This window comes from Stenotrophomonas lactitubi, from assembly GCF_002803515.1.
Classification (GTDB): Bacteria; Pseudomonadota; Gammaproteobacteria; order Xanthomonadales; family Xanthomonadaceae; genus Stenotrophomonas; species Stenotrophomonas lactitubi.
Window position 1 is genome coordinate 210,338 of record NZ_PHQX01000002.1, and the last position, 14,940, is coordinate 225,277.

Genomic DNA, 14,940 nt, shown 5'->3' on the forward strand with positions numbered 1-14,940 from the left:
TCAAGAGCCAGCCGACTAACAGTCGGCTCTACATCACTTCTCGATGGCCGACTCGACCACCATGTCCAGCACGTACGCCTGCGACGGCGCATCGGCCGGCGGGTTCTTCACTTCGTAGCGCTTCACACGCACCACGTTGCGCACGCCGTCTTCGTGGGTGTAGCCCTCGATGCTGCCGTAGAAGTTCTCGAACGCGCCCGGCTCACCCTGCTTCAGGCCCTTGTCGTCGAACTTCACTTCGCGCACCTGCAGGCACTGGTAATCCGGGATCAGCGGGTGCGAGCACTTCTCGGTCTTCGCCGCCACTTCCAGGAACACGGTCTCGCCGGCGCCGCCATAACGGGTTTCAGCGGTCGGTTCCGGGTTGAACACCAGCACGTCGCCCTTGGCGGTGGTCAGGGTCAGCACGCCGTTGGCGTCCTGTTCGGCCTTCAGTTCGCCCTGCAGACGGCTGGAGACGGCTTCGTCCAGCGCCATCAGCGCCTTGTCGGTGCAGGCCATCATGGTCGAGGCCATCGCGCTCACGCTCAGCTTGCCGTCGGCCAGGGTGTAACCGCCGCCCATGCGGTTGCAGGTGTTGCTGACCGACAGGCGGCCATCAACGAAGTCCAGGGTGACCGGCTTGTCTTCGCGGGCGAACAGCGCATCGATGCGCTTGCCATCGGCCGCGGTGGCCTGCTGCAGCAGCCAGTGCTGGCTCTGCAGGCGCTGCGCATCCAGGTGTGCCAGCGCCTTCTGGTCGCCGGCCTTGGCCGCAGCCGGGGCCAGGTCGTCACCACCGGTACCGGCGGGGGCGGGGGTCTGGCTGCAGGCGGCCAGCAGGGCCAGCGGGAGGAGCAGGGTGAGCTTGCGGTTCATGGTGATTCTCCTTGGGGAACCGAGGGGGAAACGGATCGGGGCCGGCAACGGGGTTACCGTGCCCCGGCGCTGTTCAGCTGCCGGAGGGCAACCACAGCAGCAACGCAGCGCCCAGGGCGATGCGGTAAAAGGCGAAGGCCGTGAAGCGGTGCGACTTGATGTAGCCCATCAGCCACTTCACTACGACGAAGCCGGTGATGGCGGCGGCAACGAAGGCGACACCGACGTCGGTCCAGTTCTCGCTGGCCAGGTTTCCTTCCTTGGCCAGTTCCAGGAAGGTGTAGGCGCTGGCGGCGAACATGGTGGGGATGCCGACCAGGAACACGAACTCGGCGGCGGCCGCGCGGCGGCTCAGGCCCAGCAGCATGGCCAGGAAGATCGCCGAGGCCGAGCGCGAGGTACCCGGGAACACACCGGCCACCACCTGCGCCAGGCCGACACCGATGGCCACCGTCCAGGTCACCTGGTCACGGTCGGGCAGGCGCGCGGTATAGGCCTCCACCAGCAGCATCCAGATGCCACCGATGATCAGGGCCCAGGCCACCGGGCTGACGGTTTCCGGCAGCGACCAGCCGGCCTTGCGCACCACCAGGCCGACCACGGCGGTCACCAGGAAGGCCGCGCCGAGCTTGAACACGTACTCGCGGTTCTCGCGCTGGCCGAAGCCGGTGGCCAGCTGCAGCAGGCGCTGGCGGAACACCAGCACCACGGCCAGGATCGCACCGGCCTGGATGATGATGTTGAAGAAATCCGATCGCGCGCCCAGCCAGTGCTGGGCGATCAGCAGGTGGCCGGTGCTGGAGATCGGCAGGAATTCGGTCAAGCCTTCGAGGATGCCCAGCAGCAGGGCGGAGAGCAGATCGGACATGGACGGTGCGGGCGCTGGCGGCGGAAGAAGCTCGAAAGAATAGACGATCCATGCCGCACCAAACGGGTGCGTCCGGTGATCGACGCACCCGTTTGGTGCACCTGGTTCTGCACCCAGTTGGGGCAGCGGCTTTGAAATCAACGACTTGTGAAAGCCGAAAAGTTGGCACGGTCATTGCTGTACCTCAGCAGGCATTCATCCCCATCCGAGGTCGTACCGATGTCCGTGGAAACCGTAGAGAAGCTGATCAAGGACAACCAGATCGAGTTCGTCGATCTGCGCTTCGTCGACATGCGTGGTGTCGAACAGCACGTGACCTTCCCGGTCAGCATCGTCGAGCCGTCGCTGTTCGAAGAAGGCAAGATGTTCGATGGCAGCTCGATCGCCGGCTGGAAGGGCATCGCCGAATCGGACATGGTGCTGCTGCCGGATACCGCCAGCGCCTACGTCGACCCGTTCTACGCCGATCCGACCATCGTGATCAGCTGCGACATCCTCGATCCGGCCACCATGCAGCCGTATGGCCGTTGCCCGCGCGGCATCGCCAAGCGTGCCGAGTCCTACCTGAAGTCCTCGGGCATTGCCGAAACCGCGTTCTTCGGCCCGGAGCCGGAGTTCTTCATCTTCGATTCGGTGCGCTTCGCCAATGAAATGGGCCACACCTTCTTCCAGGTCGATTCGGAAGAAGCGGCGTGGAACAGCGGCGCAAAGTACGACGGCGCCAACAGCGGCTACCGTCCGGGCGTGAAGGGCGGTTACTTCCCGGTGCCGCCGACCGACACCCTGCATGACCTGCGTGCGGAGATGTGCAAGACCCTGGAACAGGTCGGCATCGAAGTGGAAGTGCAGCACCACGAAGTGGCCACCGCCGGCCAGTGCGAGATCGGCACCAAGTTCAGCACCCTGGTGCAGAAGGCCGACGAACTGCTGCGGATGAAGTACGTCATCAAGAACGTCGCCCACCGCAACGGCAAGACCGTCACCTTCATGCCCAAGCCGATCGTCGGCGACAACGGCAGCGGCATGCACGTGCACCAGTCGCTGTCCAAGGGCGGCACCAACCTGTTCTCCGGTGACGGCTACGGCGGCCTGAGCCAGATGGCGCTGTGGTACATCGGCGGCATCTTCAAGCACGCCAAGGCCATCAACGCCTTCGCCAACTCGGGTACCAACAGCTACAAGCGCCTGGTGCCGGGTTACGAAGCCCCGGTGATGCTGGCCTACTCGGCGCGCAACCGTTCGGCCTCGTGCCGCATTCCGTGGGTGTCCAACCCGAAGGCGCGTCGCATCGAAATGCGCTTCCCCGATCCGATCCAGTCGGGCTACCTGACCTTCACCGCGCTGATGATGGCCGGCCTGGACGGCATCAAGAACCAGATCGACCCGGGCGCACCGAGCGACAAGGATCTGTACGACCTGCCGCCGGAAGAAGAGAAGCTGATCCCGCAGGTCTGCTCCTCGCTGGACCAGGCCCTGGAAGCGCTGGACAAGGACCGTGAGTTCCTCAAGGCCGGTGGCGTGATGAGCGATGACTTCATCGACGGCTACATCGCGCTGAAGATGCAGGAAGTGACCAAGTTCCGCGCGGCGACCCACCCGCTGGAATACCAGTTGTACTACGCCAGCTGACCGGTTGCGATGGCGGTGGGTAACCCCTCCCACCCGCCGCCATCGCATCCGTCTTCGCGGCTGGGGAGCCGCGGTCAGATCGGGGTCGTTGCACGGGGTCGGATCCCTTTCATGCATGAAAGGGCTCTGACCCCACGCCAAGGACCCCCGATCCAGGGGCAAGAGAGAGACCGGATACGCGACATGGGCCGCCCTCCCTCCCGCGTCGGCCGTGCAAGGAGAGAGGCACGGCTGTCCCGGCCCGGTTCGTGTCCGGTGCAACAGCCACGGCCATCACCACGATGGCCCGTGGTTGCCTGATGCCATCGCGCGTTGGCGCGCTGGCCCCATCCACCATCGGGACATGCGCATGAAACTGATCTCCGCCATCATCCGACCGTTCAAGCTCGACGAGGTCCGCGAGGCCCTGTCCGATGCCGGCGTGTCGGGCATCACCGTGACCGAAGTGAAAGGCTTCGGCCGCCAGAAGGGCCACACCGAGCTGTATCGCGGTGCCGAGTACGTTGTCGACTTCCTGCCCAAGATCAAGATCGAAACCGTCGTCACCGACGAGCGTGCCGACGCCGTGATCGAAGCGATCCAGTCGTCTGCAGGCACCGGCAAGATCGGCGACGGCAAGATCTTCGTGACCGCTGTCGAGCAGGTCATCCGCATCCGCACCGGCGAAATCGGCGCTGACGCGCTGTAAACCCCCTTCCGGAGACTCCCCCATGAAGATGCGCCTTCTCACCGGGTGGCAAGCCCGGTTCCATCTGGTGTGCCTGCTGATGCTGCTCAGCGCGCTGGCCGCCGGTATCTGGCCCGGCAGTGCACATGCCCAGGCCCAGGTCACGCCGCTGCAGAGCGAGGCCGTGGCCGTCGAGCCCCTGCAGGACCCGACCGCCGTTGCGCCGGCTGCTGCCGAAGCGGTGGCTGCGCCCGCCTACGACCATGGCGACGTTGCCTGGATGCTCACCTCCACCCTGCTGGTGCTGTTGATGGTGGTGCCGGGCCTGGCCCTGTTCTACGGCGGCCTGGTGCGCTCGAAGAACGTGCTGTCGGTGCTCAGCCAGATCCTCGTGGTGTTCTCGCTGGTGCTGCTGCTGTGGGTGGCCTATGGCTACAGCGCAGTGTTCAGCGCCGGCAATCCGTTCTTCGGCTCATTCACCGAATTCGCCTTCCTCAAGGGCTTCACCCCGGAGTCTGTGGGCAACACGCCGATCAAGGGCCTGCCGGACTACCTGTTCGTCGCCTTCCAGTCGACCTTCGCCGGCATCACCACGGCGCTGATCGTCGGTGCCTTCGCCGAGCGCATCAAGTTCCGCGCGGTGCTGCTGTTCTCGGCGCTGTGGTTCACCCTCAGCTACATCCCGATGGCGCACATCGTCTGGGGTGGTGGTTACCTGGGTGAGATGGGCGCGATCGATTTCGCTGGTGGCACCGTGGTGCACATCAACGCCGGCGTGGCCGGTCTGGTGGCTGCATGGTTCGTCGGCAAGCGCCTGGGCTACGGGCAGACCGCACTGAAGCCGCACAACGTGCCGTTCACCTATATCGGCGCGATGCTGCTGTGGGTCGGCTGGTTCGGCTTCAATGCCGGTTCGGCCGCTGCCGCCGACACCGTCGCCTCGCTGGCCTTCCTCAACACTGTGCTGGCCACGGCCGCAGCGGTGCTGGGTTGGACGCTGGTTGAAGCCATCAGCAAAGGCAAGCCGTCGGCACTGGGCGCAGCCTCAGGTGCGGTGGCGGGTCTGGTCGGCATCACCCCGGCGTGCGGCACTGTTGGCCCGCTCGGCGCGATCGTCATCGGCCTGGTTGCTGGCGTGGTCTGCGTGTGGGGCGTGACCGGCCTCAAGCGCCTGCTGAAGGTGGACGACACCGCCGACGTGTTCGGTGTGCATGGCGTGGGCGGCATCGTCGGCGCAATCCTCACCGGTGTGTTCAGCGCGCAGTCGCTGGGCGGCACCAAGGCCGATCTGGATATCGGCCACCAGGTGTGGGTGCAGGTGGTCAGCGTCGGCCTCACCGTGGTCTGGTCGGCGGTGGTGACCGCAGCCATCCTGCTGCTGGTCAAGGTGGTGGTCGGCCTGCGGGTGACCGAGGAGGCCGAGCGTACCGGCCTGGATGTGACCTCGCACGGTGAATCGGCCTACGAGGCCTGATGCATCTACATGGTGGGTGCCGACCGTTGGTCGGCACTGCACCTGCTCTGGTAGGTGCCAAGCTTGCTTGGCACTGCTCCTGCTCCGGACTGCTCTGCCCTGGTGGATGCCGACCGCTGGTCGGCACGGTCGGTGGCCCAGCCACGCATGGCGTGGCTCTACTGCATCGTCCGCGCTTATCACGCACAATCAGGGCATGCACCCGATCCGCACTTCCCTGATGCTCTCGGCCTGCCTGCTGCTGGCCGCCTGCGCCTCCACGCCGCAGGAAATCCGCAACCCGCTTGCCACCTGGGTGCCGTCGCCGAACCAGAACGCGCGCACGCCGGTGATCATCGTCATCCACCACACCGAGCAGAAATCGGTGCAGCAGAGCCTGCACACGCTGCGTACCGCCAACAGTGGCGGGCGGGTCAGCGCGCACTATCTGATCGGCGCCGATGGCCATCGCTACCAGCTGGTGGCCGATGAGCGCCGCGCCTGGCACGCCGGCTCCGGGCGCTGGGGCACCATCACCGACCTCAACTCCGCGTCCATCGGCATCGAGCTGGACAATGACGGCCGTACGCCCTTCAGCCCCGCGCAGATCGAATCACTGATCGTGCTGCTGCGCGATCTCACTGAACGGCTGAACATCCCACCGCGGCAGGTGATCGGCCACGCCGACCTGGCGCCGACGCGCAAGGAAGATCCCAGTCGCTTCTTCCCGTGGCAGCAGCTGGCTGAAGCTGGTTTCGGCGTGTGGCCGCGCGCTGCCGACGGTGCTGCGCCGGAAGGCTTCGATGCATGGGCTGCGTTGGGGCGCTTCGGCTATCCACTCGACAACCGCGAAGCAGCGGTACGGGCGTTCCACCGCCGTTTCCGGGGTAGCGACACCCTGCCGAAAACACTCGACGCCGAAGACGCGCGCATCCTGCATTCGCTGTTGCTGCAGACGCCCTGAAAGCGGATCAGGTTCACCGAATCGAACGCTCACCCTGCGTTTTGCAAGCTGTCCGATTCAAACTGGATAGGTAAACCCCTAATGTCGCTCGGCCTTACCGGCGAGCAATATTCAATGACCTACACCAGAATCCAGGTGCTGCTGCACTGGTTCTCAGCCATCATCATTCTGTGGGCAACCCTCAGTGGCTTCTACGTGGCGTTGTTCGATGTCGCGGACGCTACCCGGCATGCCATCGGCTTCCTCAACGTCTCGCTGACCTTTACGCTGATTCCGTTCTTCGCCCTTCGCGTGCTGCTGGCAGTGCTGCGGGCAAGTGCAGTGCAACCGACGAGTACGGAGGGGTGGGCTGCCCGCCTTGCACACTTCGCGATCTATCTGACCACGATCGTGGTGCTGATAACCGGCGTGCTGATGATGGACAGGGACATCAACGTCTTCAACGTGCTGACCCTTCCACCGCCGCTCATCGACGTTCAGCTGACGTCGGCGTTCAACGCGGCCCACAAATACGCCTGCATGGTGCTTGCCGGCCTGCTTGTCCTGCACATCGCTGCGGTGATCAAGCACCATGCCTCGGGCAATCCGGTCCTGAAGCGGATGCGCTGGTAGCCGTCGGAATGCAAGCTCGCCGCAGCGCCCCGCATCCGTCGTCGCAGCTCCCTGAGGGGGCGGGCCGCAGGCTCAGTCCAGATTGAGTTCAGTGCGCAGTGCCGCGACATGCGCGCGGCCCACGGGCAGCTCCGTACCGTCGCTGAGTACGACCCAGTAACGACTGCCTGATGCGGCATGCAGGCTGCGGACATGCCGCAGGTTGACGACATGGGAGCGGTGGCAACGCACGAACTCCGGCGGCAGTAATGGCCCCAGGCCGGCAAGCGATTTGTCATGCAGTTCGCTACGTCCATCGCGCATGCGCAGCTCACTGTAGTCGCCGTCCGCTCGGATCCACTGCACGTCGGCCAGTTCGACCAGCGTAGTCCCCTGCGCACGCCAGATGCCGAGATAGCGGGCGCAGCCGGGCCGGTAGCGGCTTGCGTCGAGCAGCCGTTTCAGCGCCTGGGCGAGGCGCTCGCGTGAGAAGGGCTTGGGCACGAAGTCGAGCACGCCGTGCTCGAACGCCTGCAATGCGCGTTCGCGGTGTGCCGACACCACCACGCACTGGTAGCGCCCGGCAACAGCGCGGCGCAGCAGCTCGAAGCCATCGTCGCCGCCAAGGTTGAGGTCCAGCAGCAGGCCGTCATAGACGCTGCGCTGCAAGCGGTCGCCGGCCGCTTCCAGATCGGCCACTGCATCGAAACGCGCGCGTGCACCGGCCAACTCGCTGCACATGCGCAGCAGGCGCTGTCGCACCAGGGGTTCGTCCTCGACGATCAGGATGCGCATGTCAGCTCGATCCGGCCACACCAATGGTCACCGTCGATGCCCTGCACGAAGCTCCAGCCGGTGGGGCTGGCCGCCGCCAGGCTGGCCTCGATGTAACGTGTACCGGTGCCACGGCCGCGGTGCGGGGCCGAGCCTCGCGCACTGCGCAGTTCCAGTATCCAGCGCGCGTTGTCGCGCTGCACGTGCAGGCGGAAAGGGTGCAGTGCACAGGCAACAGCGCCGGCATGGGTCAGTGCATTTTCAACCTGTGCGTGCAGGATGCCTGGCGGCAGCGAAATCGCCGCATCCCCGCCATCGACCTCCAGCACCATGCGCCGGTCCAGGGCAAGGCCGACGATATCCAGGTGGCTGCGGCACAAGGCCAACTCATCCTGCAGGGGAATGCTCTGGCGGCTGCTGCTGTCGCGCAGGCGATCGAACTGATCGGCCAGCGACTCCACCAGGCGGCTGGCGCGCATCGGCGACTGCTCGATCAGTTCCTGCAGGCAGGTCAGCGTGTTCATCAGCCAGTGCGGCTGGATACCCCGTTGCAACAACTGCAACGAAAGCCGTGCGCGCTCTTCGCGCAGCCAGGCGTTGTGGCGGTCGAGCGCCTGCAACTGGGCAGCGTGGCGCAGCAGAAGGAACACCATCAGCACCGCCAGCAGCAGGAAGTAAGGGCCATCAAGGAAGGCGCCGCGTGCGACCAGCAGCGCCAGCAGGCCCGCAGACAGCAGCGCCAGGATCGGCCATCGGTCTTCCTGGTCGGCGGGCGCGCGCATCAGCACCCACGCCGAGGCGAGCAGGCTCAACAGCAGCACCGCCGCTGAGCGGGTGTCGAAGCCGGGCAGCGCGATGGCCGCTGCCATGATCAGCGCCAGATAGATGAAACAGCCAGCCCTCGGCACGGGAACCTCGAAGCGACGCGCGAGATATGCCGGTAGCAGCACTGCAGCGGCCACATGCAGGGCCAGCAGCGCGACCAGGCGAACACCATGCCAAGGATAGGTGTAGCCCAGCAATGATCGCCACGCCTCGACCGCGGGCAGCGCCAGCCCCACCACACCCAGTGCCAGCAGCAGGCGCGCGCCGGGCGTGCGTGTCTGCCCACGCAGTACCGCCAGGAAATACAGGCATGCGGCTGCCAGCGCACCGGTGGCGAAGGCCGCAATCAGCCATGGCAGGATGATCTGCCCGTACAGCACGGGGGCTGGCGCGATCAGCACCATCGCATCCGCGCCATGCAGGGCGAAACGCTGCTGCTGGCTGGATGCAAGCACCAGCAGTTCATCGGTGGCGTTGCCCGACGGCGGCGGTAGCACGCGCACGACGTCTACGCGCCCCGGCTTCTCTTCTTCCGGCGTGCGACCAACAGCGCCATTGCTGATCCATGGCATCCCGTTCCAGTACAGCTGGCTGGCAGCGCGCAACGACAGCCTCACTGTACGTCCATGATCGTCACCGCTTTCCGGCGCTGGCACCTGCCAGCGCAGCCAGTACGGGCCACGCCACTCCGCCAGCTGCTGCTGGTCCAGCGGCCGCCAAGCCAGGTGCTGCGGTGGGTGCGTTGGCAGACCGCCGGATACCCCGACATTCGCAGGTGCCATCTGTGCTCCCTGCACAACCCTCATTTCCGGTGGCGGCGTCGACACGATCAGCCACGCAGCCACGGCCGCAAGCAGTACAGCAAGGACAGCCAGGGTTCGTGGGATCTGCATGGCGGCCATCGTATCGGTTGCGTGGAGACATTGGACCGGCGTCTGGAGACGTTCGGCAGATGGACGCGTCCGCAGCGCTCCGCGGGAGCAGATGCTGGCGGCGCACATCCTTCCATCGGAGCCCAACATGACCCGCAGCGCCTCTACGTCTTCCGGCAGTTTCCAGGTTCGTCGCCCCGTCGTGGCCGTCGCCCTCGCCGCGCTCTGCCTGGCCCTCGCCGCCGCCATTCCCGCGCAGGCCGGTCCGGCGGCGCTGGCCTTCGAGCCCTACACGCTGCAGACCAAGGGCCATGGCGATATTGCTGCCGAGATCGCCACGCTGGAGGTGCCGCGACGGCACAGCGAGCCGGACGGTCCGCGCCTGCACCTGAAGGTGGTGCGCCTGCGCGCAACGGCCGGCAATGGCCGCGCCGCACCGGTGGTCTACCTGGCCGGTGGTCCGGGTGGTTCTGGAATCGATACCGCGCGTGGTCCACGCTGGCCGGTGTTCGACCAGGTGCGGCGCGAGACGGACGTGCTGCTGCTCGACCAGCGCGGCGCCGGCCAGTCCGAGCCGCCGCCGGAATGTCCGCATGAAACACGATTCGACGACGCCCAACCGCTGCAGCGCGATACGGCCCTGGCCGCAGTGCAGGCCACGGCGGCGAAGTGCGTAGCGTTCTGGCGTCAGGCCGGTGTCGATCTCGGCGCTTACACCACGGCAGAGAGTGCCGGTGACCTCGACGACCTGCGGCGCGCGCTGGACGTACCGAAGATCAGCCTGTGGGGCATGAGCTATGGCACCCATCTGGCCCTGGCCACGGTGCGCCTGCACGGTGCCGGTCTTGAGCGCGTGGTGCTGATGGGATCCGAAGGTCCCGACGACACGCTGAAGCTGCCGCTGAGCAGCGACGCGCTGCTGCAGGAGCTGGCGGTGCTTGCCCGCAAGGATGGCTTCGACGATCTCGCCGGATCGGTCACCCGCGTGCTGCAGGCGCTGCGTGAACAGCCGCGGCAGGGCCGCAGCCACATGCATGAGGGCCGCCAGGTCAGCATCGGCCTGTACGACGCGCAGATCGTCATCGCCAACATGCTGGGGCAACGCATCCCCCAGCAATGGCTGCCGTTGGTGCTGCGCGAGGCCGAGACGGGCAACTACGACCCGCTGGCAGATATGGTGCTGATCGGGCGCGCCCAGTTCGCGAAGTTCCCGGCCATGGGTCTGGCGATGGACATCGCCTCCGGGCAGAGCCCGCAGCGCCGGGCGCTGGCCGAAGCACAGGCCCGCCAGAGCCTGTTCGGCGACGGGCTGAACTTCCCGTTCCCGGCCATCGGCGATGGCCTCGGCCTGGCCGATCTGGGTGAGGGCTTCCGCGGCCCGCTGCACAGCGAGGTGCCGGTGCTGTTCATCAGCGGTACGCTGGATGGGCGTACGCCCCCGGCCAACGCCGAGGCACTGCGGCCGGGCTTCAGCAACGGCCACTCGCTGCTGGTGCGCAACGCAAGCCATCACAACGAGTTGTGGACAGGCAACCCGGCCATCGCCCGCAGCATCGTCGGCTTCCTCGCCGGTCGCGTCGTGCGCGATACCGTGCTGGACGTGCCGCCGCCGGTGTTCGCCACCCGCAGCAGTGAGTTGCTGGGCGGCAAGCGATAGGGTCCATCGTGTGGCGCAGGATGCGATCCCGGTCCTGCGCCACGCCCGATTGCACTACATTGGGGCAATGACTGACCTCATCGCCCCCTTCAACCGCACGTGCTGGAGCCTTCTTGCGCTTGCCGTGCTTGCTGGCTGTTCCACCACCGGCACCCGTCCCGAAGCCCCTGCCGCAGCAACGCCTGCCGCCACCTACGCCAAGGTCGACTGGAACACGTTGCCGGCCGTATCCGATGCCGACCTGCAGGCAGGCTTTGCCGCCTGGCGCAGCAGCTGCACCCGGCTGAAGAACGATGCGACCTGGGCCAGGCCCTGCGCGACCGCCAGCACCGTATCCGACAAGGACGCCGGCGCGATCCGCGCATTCCTGCAACGCGATCTCGATGTCTATTCCCTGCGCGCCGGTGGTCATCGCGCCGACGGCCTGATCACCGGCTATTACGAGCCCATCTACCCCGGCAGCCTCACCCGCACCGACAAGGCCACGGTGCCGGTCTATGGCACACCCGATGATCTGGTGGTGGTGCAGTTGGAGAGTCTCTACCCTGAATTGAAGGGCAAGCGCCTGCGCGGCCGCGTGGAGGGCAAGGTGCTGAAGCCCTACGACGATGCCGGCAGCATCGCCAGCAAGGGGGCCAAGGCGCCGGTGCTGGCCTGGCTGACCGATCCGATGGACCTGCAGCTGCTGCAGATCCAGGGCTCGGGCCGCGTGCGCCTGGCCGATGGCAGGCAGGTGCGGTTGGCCTATGCCGAACAGAACGGCCATCCCTATCGCGCGATCGGCCGCTGGCTGGTGGAGCAGGGCGAGCTGAAGAAGGAAGACGTCACCATGGACACGATCCGCGCGTGGGCGAAGGCACATCCGGCACGCGTACCGGAGCTGCTGCGCAGCAATCCCAGCTACGTGTTCTTCGTGCGCAGCGCGGACAGCCCGGAAGGTCCGCGTGGTTCATTGAACGTGCCGCTGACCGCCGGCTACAGCGTGGCAGTGGATCGCACCGTGGTACCGCTGGGCAGCCTGCTGTGGCTGTCGACCACGCGCCCGGATGGCACGCCGGTGGTGCGCCCGGTGGCCGCGCAGGATACCGGTGGCGCCATTGCCGGCGAGGTACGCGCCGATCTGTACTGGGGCAGCGGCGATGCCGCCGGCAAGCTGGCCGGCGACATGAAGCAGAAGGGCAATATCTGGATGCTGTGGCCGAAGGGCGTGGCGCTGCCGCAGTAGGTCAGCAGGGGTCAGATCCCCTTCCGCAGGAAAGGGATCTGACCCCATATGCCTGATAATGGCGCCCTTCCGATCTCTCCGGCCGCACCTGCGGCCAGGACAAATGCAATGAAATACGCAAAGAACAACGCAAAATCCAACACGAAGAAGTACTACAAGCACTGGGCCGAGTCGGGCCTGGGCAAGGGCAACGTGCTGATGGAAGCCCGTGGCGAGAAGATCGTGCGCCAGGTCGAAATCTACGGCACCAAGATGGTCTGGGCCGATGAGCATGCCCACAGCGATGATCGTTTCCTGCTGGCTGACCAGCCGGTGTCGTTCATGGATTTCGACGAAGACGACGAGATCAGCGCACGCGAGTTTGAGATCGCCTGGAAGAAGGCCCGGGAAGCCACCGGCTACCCCGTTTAAGGTCGAGGGGCCTGCAATCATCGGATGGCTGGCGAAATTGAAATGTTATAAAGTTTCATTTCCAGCCTCCCACCCCCTTCCCGATGAAGACTCCCACGCTGGTGGCCGCGCTCGCGGCCGCCCCGTTCGCCCCTGAAGCATTCGCCCAGTCTGCCGACGCCGCGCTCACCCTGGGCAAGGTCGATGTGCACCAGCACAGCGAGGGACAACTGAGCGCGCACCAGGTGCTGACCTCGGTGGACGTGCTGGGCGCGGACCAGATCGAAAGCCGCAACGTGTCACACAGCTGGGAACTGCTCGGGCAGATGCCCGGCATCCAGCTGACCGAAACCCGGCAGGGCGCAGAGTCGGGCAAGATCAGCTTCCGCGCCTTCAACGGCGAGGGCTACCTCAATGCCATCAAGACGCTGATCGACGGCATCCCCAGCAACGTCAACAGCGGCAACCAGCGTTTCATCGACATGCTGTTTCCGCTGGAAATCAGCTACATCGAAGTCGTGCGCGGTACCAACGACCCGCGCTACGGCCTGCACAACATCGGTGGCAACGTGAACTTCGGTACGCGCCAGGGCGGCACCTACACCGACGCGCGCCTGGCCTACGGCAGCTACAACACCCGCGATGCGCAGCTGGCAGTGGGTCGCGAAGCCAACGGCTTCGCGCAGAACTACTTCGTCGGCTCCCAGGCCAGCGACGGCTACCGCGACCACGACAGCTCGAAGAAGTACTCACTGGGCGGCAAGTGGTTCTTCGGTTCGCTGGAGGACGGGCTGCGCATCGGCTTGACCGCGCGCGCCTACCACCATGAGGCCGACGAACCCGGTTTCATGACAGCCGAAGAGCTGCACGCCGGCCGCCGCCGCAGCGACCTGCGCAACGCCAACGACGGCGATGACCGCGACATGCGCCAGTTCGCCGCGCACCTGGACATGAAGCTGACCGACGCGGTGACCTTCGGCACGCGGCTGTACTACAACCGCTATGAAGACGACCGCCGGGTGACTTTCAGCGATCTGCCCACCGGCAATCTGCCGCGCCAGCGCCGTGTGTGGGACGAGCGCCAGACCGGCCTGCTCAGCACGCTCACCTGGCAGGCCAGCCCCACGCTCACCGTGGAGGGCGGGCTGAACTACGAGCAGCAGGACAACGGCTACGTCCGCGAGCGCTACGCCTACGCCGAACCCACCGATTTCAGCCGTCCGCCGGCACGCGTGCAGAACAACGACCGCCACAGCTTCGACAACTGGGGCGCGTACGTGCAGGCGATCTACCAGCCCGCCGACGCATGGAAGATCGTGCCGGCCTACCGTGTGGACCGTTTCAGCGGCCACACCCGGCTGATGAACGGCACCACCGGCCGCCTGCAGGATTACGGCAGCATCGGCCAGCCCAAGCTGAGCGTCATCCACAGCCTGGGTGAGCACACCCACGTCTACGCCAACTGGGGGCGCACGTTCCAGGTGCTGACCGGTTCCACCGCGCCGGCTTACCTCACCCCGGGGCAGGCACCGATGCAGCCCTCCACCAACACGGGCATGGAGCTGGGCCTGAAATTCCAGCCCTTTGCCGGCAGCCAGGCCCGCTTGGCGGTATGGCAGCAGGATGCGGAAAACGAGGTGTCCAACATGCCGGCCACCGGCACCACGGTCACGCTGGGCAAGACCCGCCGCCGCGGTGTGGATGCGCAGATCAGCGCGCAGCTGGGAGACGCGTGGACCCTGTGGGCCTCGCATGCCTACCAGGAGGCCAAGATCACCCGCGACGACCGCGCCCCCGGCGTGTCCCTGCAGGGCCGCGAAGTGGCGGCCACGCCGCGCCACATCAGCAACCTCGGCCTGGACTACCAGGCCAGCGATGCCCTGCAGTTGGGTCTGCAGGCGCGCGCGCAGGGCGATTACTACCTGGAAGAGCGCAACGTCACTGGCAAGTTCGGTGGCTTCGCCGTGCTCGACCTCAGCGCCAGGTACCAGATCACCCCGGCCTGGAGCGTCGACCTGCAGCTGAAGAACGTCACCGGCCGTGAGTACACCTACGCGTGGTACGACAGCTTCTTCTGGGACAGCGCCCGACCGATGTTCTCGCCTGCCCCGGGCCGTGCGGTCTTCGTCGGCCTCAACATGAAGCTGTAACCGCAACGCCGGTAGCG

13 protein-coding genes are annotated in these 14,940 nt (G+C 66.2%); 9 read left to right on the top strand and 4 right to left on the bottom strand.

Features of this window, described 5'->3' with window-relative positions; all coding sequences use genetic code 11:
* Positions 1 to 33: 33 nt before the first annotated feature.
* Together CR156_RS20420 and CR156_RS20425 are read right to left on the bottom strand one after the other, a co-directional pair.
* Positions 34 to 858, bottom strand: a complete 825-nt coding sequence (locus CR156_RS20420; protein WP_100554351.1) for an META and DUF4377 domain-containing protein — start codon at positions 856 to 858, stop codon at positions 34 to 36.
* Between the two features lie 73 nt (positions 859 to 931).
* Positions 932 to 1,726 carry an undecaprenyl-diphosphate phosphatase gene (locus CR156_RS20425; RefSeq protein WP_100554352.1) on the bottom strand — a complete coding sequence of 265 codons (795 nt, stop codon included), beginning with the start codon at positions 1,724 to 1,726 and terminating at the stop codon, positions 932 to 934.
* A 219-nt stretch (positions 1,727 to 1,945) separates the two neighbouring features.
* Here CR156_RS20425 and glnA point away from each other — a divergent pair, with 219 nt between their 5' ends.
* The 5 genes from glnA to CR156_RS20450 all read left to right on the top strand — a co-directional run bounded on the left by glnA (position 1,946) and on the right by CR156_RS20450 (position 7,051).
* Entirely contained in the window at positions 1,946 to 3,355 is a 1,410-nt protein-coding gene (gene glnA, locus CR156_RS20430; protein ID WP_089241713.1) for a type I glutamate--ammonia ligase, read from the top strand.
* A gap of 349 nt (positions 3,356 to 3,704) precedes the next feature.
* A complete protein-coding gene (locus CR156_RS20435; protein ID WP_004134334.1) occupies positions 3,705 to 4,043 on the top strand; it encodes a P-II family nitrogen regulator in 339 nt (112 codons plus the stop codon).
* Positions 4,044 to 4,065: 22 nt separating this feature from the next.
* The gene (locus CR156_RS20440) at positions 4,066 to 5,496 is read left to right on the top strand and encodes an ammonium transporter (RefSeq protein WP_100554353.1); all 1,431 of its coding nucleotides are present in this window, start codon (positions 4,066 to 4,068) and stop codon (positions 5,494 to 5,496) included.
* 196 nt (positions 5,497 to 5,692) lie between these two features.
* Complete coding sequence (locus CR156_RS20445; protein ID WP_100554354.1) at positions 5,693 to 6,439, top strand: N-acetylmuramoyl-L-alanine amidase; 747 nt, start codon at positions 5,693 to 5,695, stop codon at positions 6,437 to 6,439.
* Between the two features lie 81 nt (positions 6,440 to 6,520).
* A complete protein-coding gene (locus tag CR156_RS20450) occupies positions 6,521 to 7,051 on the top strand; it encodes a cytochrome b (protein ID WP_207764223.1) in 531 nt (176 codons plus the stop codon).
* A gap of 72 nt (positions 7,052 to 7,123) precedes the next feature.
* Here the strand turns inward: CR156_RS20450 and CR156_RS20455 are convergent, their stop codons facing one another.
* Positions 7,124 to 7,825, bottom strand: a complete 702-nt coding sequence (locus tag CR156_RS20455; protein WP_100554356.1) for a LytR/AlgR family response regulator transcription factor — start codon at positions 7,823 to 7,825, stop codon at positions 7,124 to 7,126.
* On the bottom strand, positions 7,813 to 9,522 hold the full coding sequence (locus CR156_RS20460; protein WP_100554515.1) for a histidine kinase: 1,710 nt from the start codon (positions 9,520 to 9,522) through the stop codon (positions 7,813 to 7,815). The genes CR156_RS20455 and CR156_RS20460 overlap by 13 nt, the downstream gene beginning before the upstream one ends.
* A gap of 127 nt (positions 9,523 to 9,649) precedes the next feature.
* Here CR156_RS20460 and CR156_RS20465 point away from each other — a divergent pair, with 127 nt between their 5' ends.
* From CR156_RS20465 to CR156_RS20480, 4 genes are all read left to right on the top strand, one after another.
* Entirely contained in the window at positions 9,650 to 11,158 is a 1,509-nt protein-coding gene (locus CR156_RS20465; protein WP_100554516.1) for an alpha/beta hydrolase, read from the top strand.
* Positions 11,159 to 11,225: 67 nt separating this feature from the next.
* Positions 11,226 to 12,383 carry a murein transglycosylase A gene (mltA, locus tag CR156_RS20470; protein WP_100554357.1) on the top strand — a complete coding sequence of 386 codons (1,158 nt, stop codon included), beginning with the start codon at positions 11,226 to 11,228 and terminating at the stop codon, positions 12,381 to 12,383.
* 108 nt (positions 12,384 to 12,491) lie between these two features.
* Positions 12,492 to 12,794 carry a hypothetical protein gene (locus CR156_RS20475; RefSeq protein ID WP_089241703.1) on the top strand — a complete coding sequence of 101 codons (303 nt, stop codon included), beginning with the start codon at positions 12,492 to 12,494 and terminating at the stop codon, positions 12,792 to 12,794.
* An 83-nt stretch (positions 12,795 to 12,877) separates the two neighbouring features.
* Positions 12,878 to 14,923, top strand: coding sequence for a TonB-dependent receptor (locus CR156_RS20480; protein ID WP_100554358.1), 2,046 nt, complete (start codon positions 12,878 to 12,880; stop codon positions 14,921 to 14,923).
* The last annotated feature ends 17 nt before the right edge of the window (positions 14,924 to 14,940 follow it).

Coding starts and splice junctions, on each gene's coding strand:
- CR156_RS20475 (WP_089241703.1), top strand. CDS start 12,492: ATGAAATACGCAAAGAACAACGCAAAATCCAACACGAAGAAGTACTAC.
- glnA (WP_089241713.1), top strand. CDS start 1,946: ATGTCCGTGGAAACCGTAGAGAAGCTGATCAAGGACAACCAGATCGAG.
- CR156_RS20420 (WP_100554351.1), bottom strand. CDS start 858: ATGAACCGCAAGCTCACCCTGCTCCTCCCGCTGGCCCTGCTGGCCGCC.
- CR156_RS20425 (WP_100554352.1), bottom strand. CDS start 1,726: ATGTCCGATCTGCTCTCCGCCCTGCTGCTGGGCATCCTCGAAGGCTTG.
- CR156_RS20445 (WP_100554354.1), top strand. CDS start 5,693: ATGCACCCGATCCGCACTTCCCTGATGCTCTCGGCCTGCCTGCTGCTG.
- CR156_RS20465 (WP_100554516.1), top strand. CDS start 9,650: ATGACCCGCAGCGCCTCTACGTCTTCCGGCAGTTTCCAGGTTCGTCGC.
- CR156_RS20480 (WP_100554358.1), top strand. CDS start 12,878: ATGAAGACTCCCACGCTGGTGGCCGCGCTCGCGGCCGCCCCGTTCGCC.
- CR156_RS20460 (WP_100554515.1), bottom strand. CDS start 9,522: ATGCAGATCCCACGAACCCTGGCTGTCCTTGCTGTACTGCTTGCGGCC.
- CR156_RS20440 (WP_100554353.1), top strand. CDS start 4,066: ATGAAGATGCGCCTTCTCACCGGGTGGCAAGCCCGGTTCCATCTGGTG.
- CR156_RS20455 (WP_100554356.1), bottom strand. CDS start 7,825: ATGCGCATCCTGATCGTCGAGGACGAACCCCTGGTGCGACAGCGCCTG.
- CR156_RS20450 (WP_207764223.1), top strand. CDS start 6,521: ATGTCGCTCGGCCTTACCGGCGAGCAATATTCAATGACCTACACCAGA.
- mltA (WP_100554357.1), top strand. CDS start 11,226: ATGACTGACCTCATCGCCCCCTTCAACCGCACGTGCTGGAGCCTTCTT.
- CR156_RS20435 (WP_004134334.1), top strand. CDS start 3,705: ATGAAACTGATCTCCGCCATCATCCGACCGTTCAAGCTCGACGAGGTC.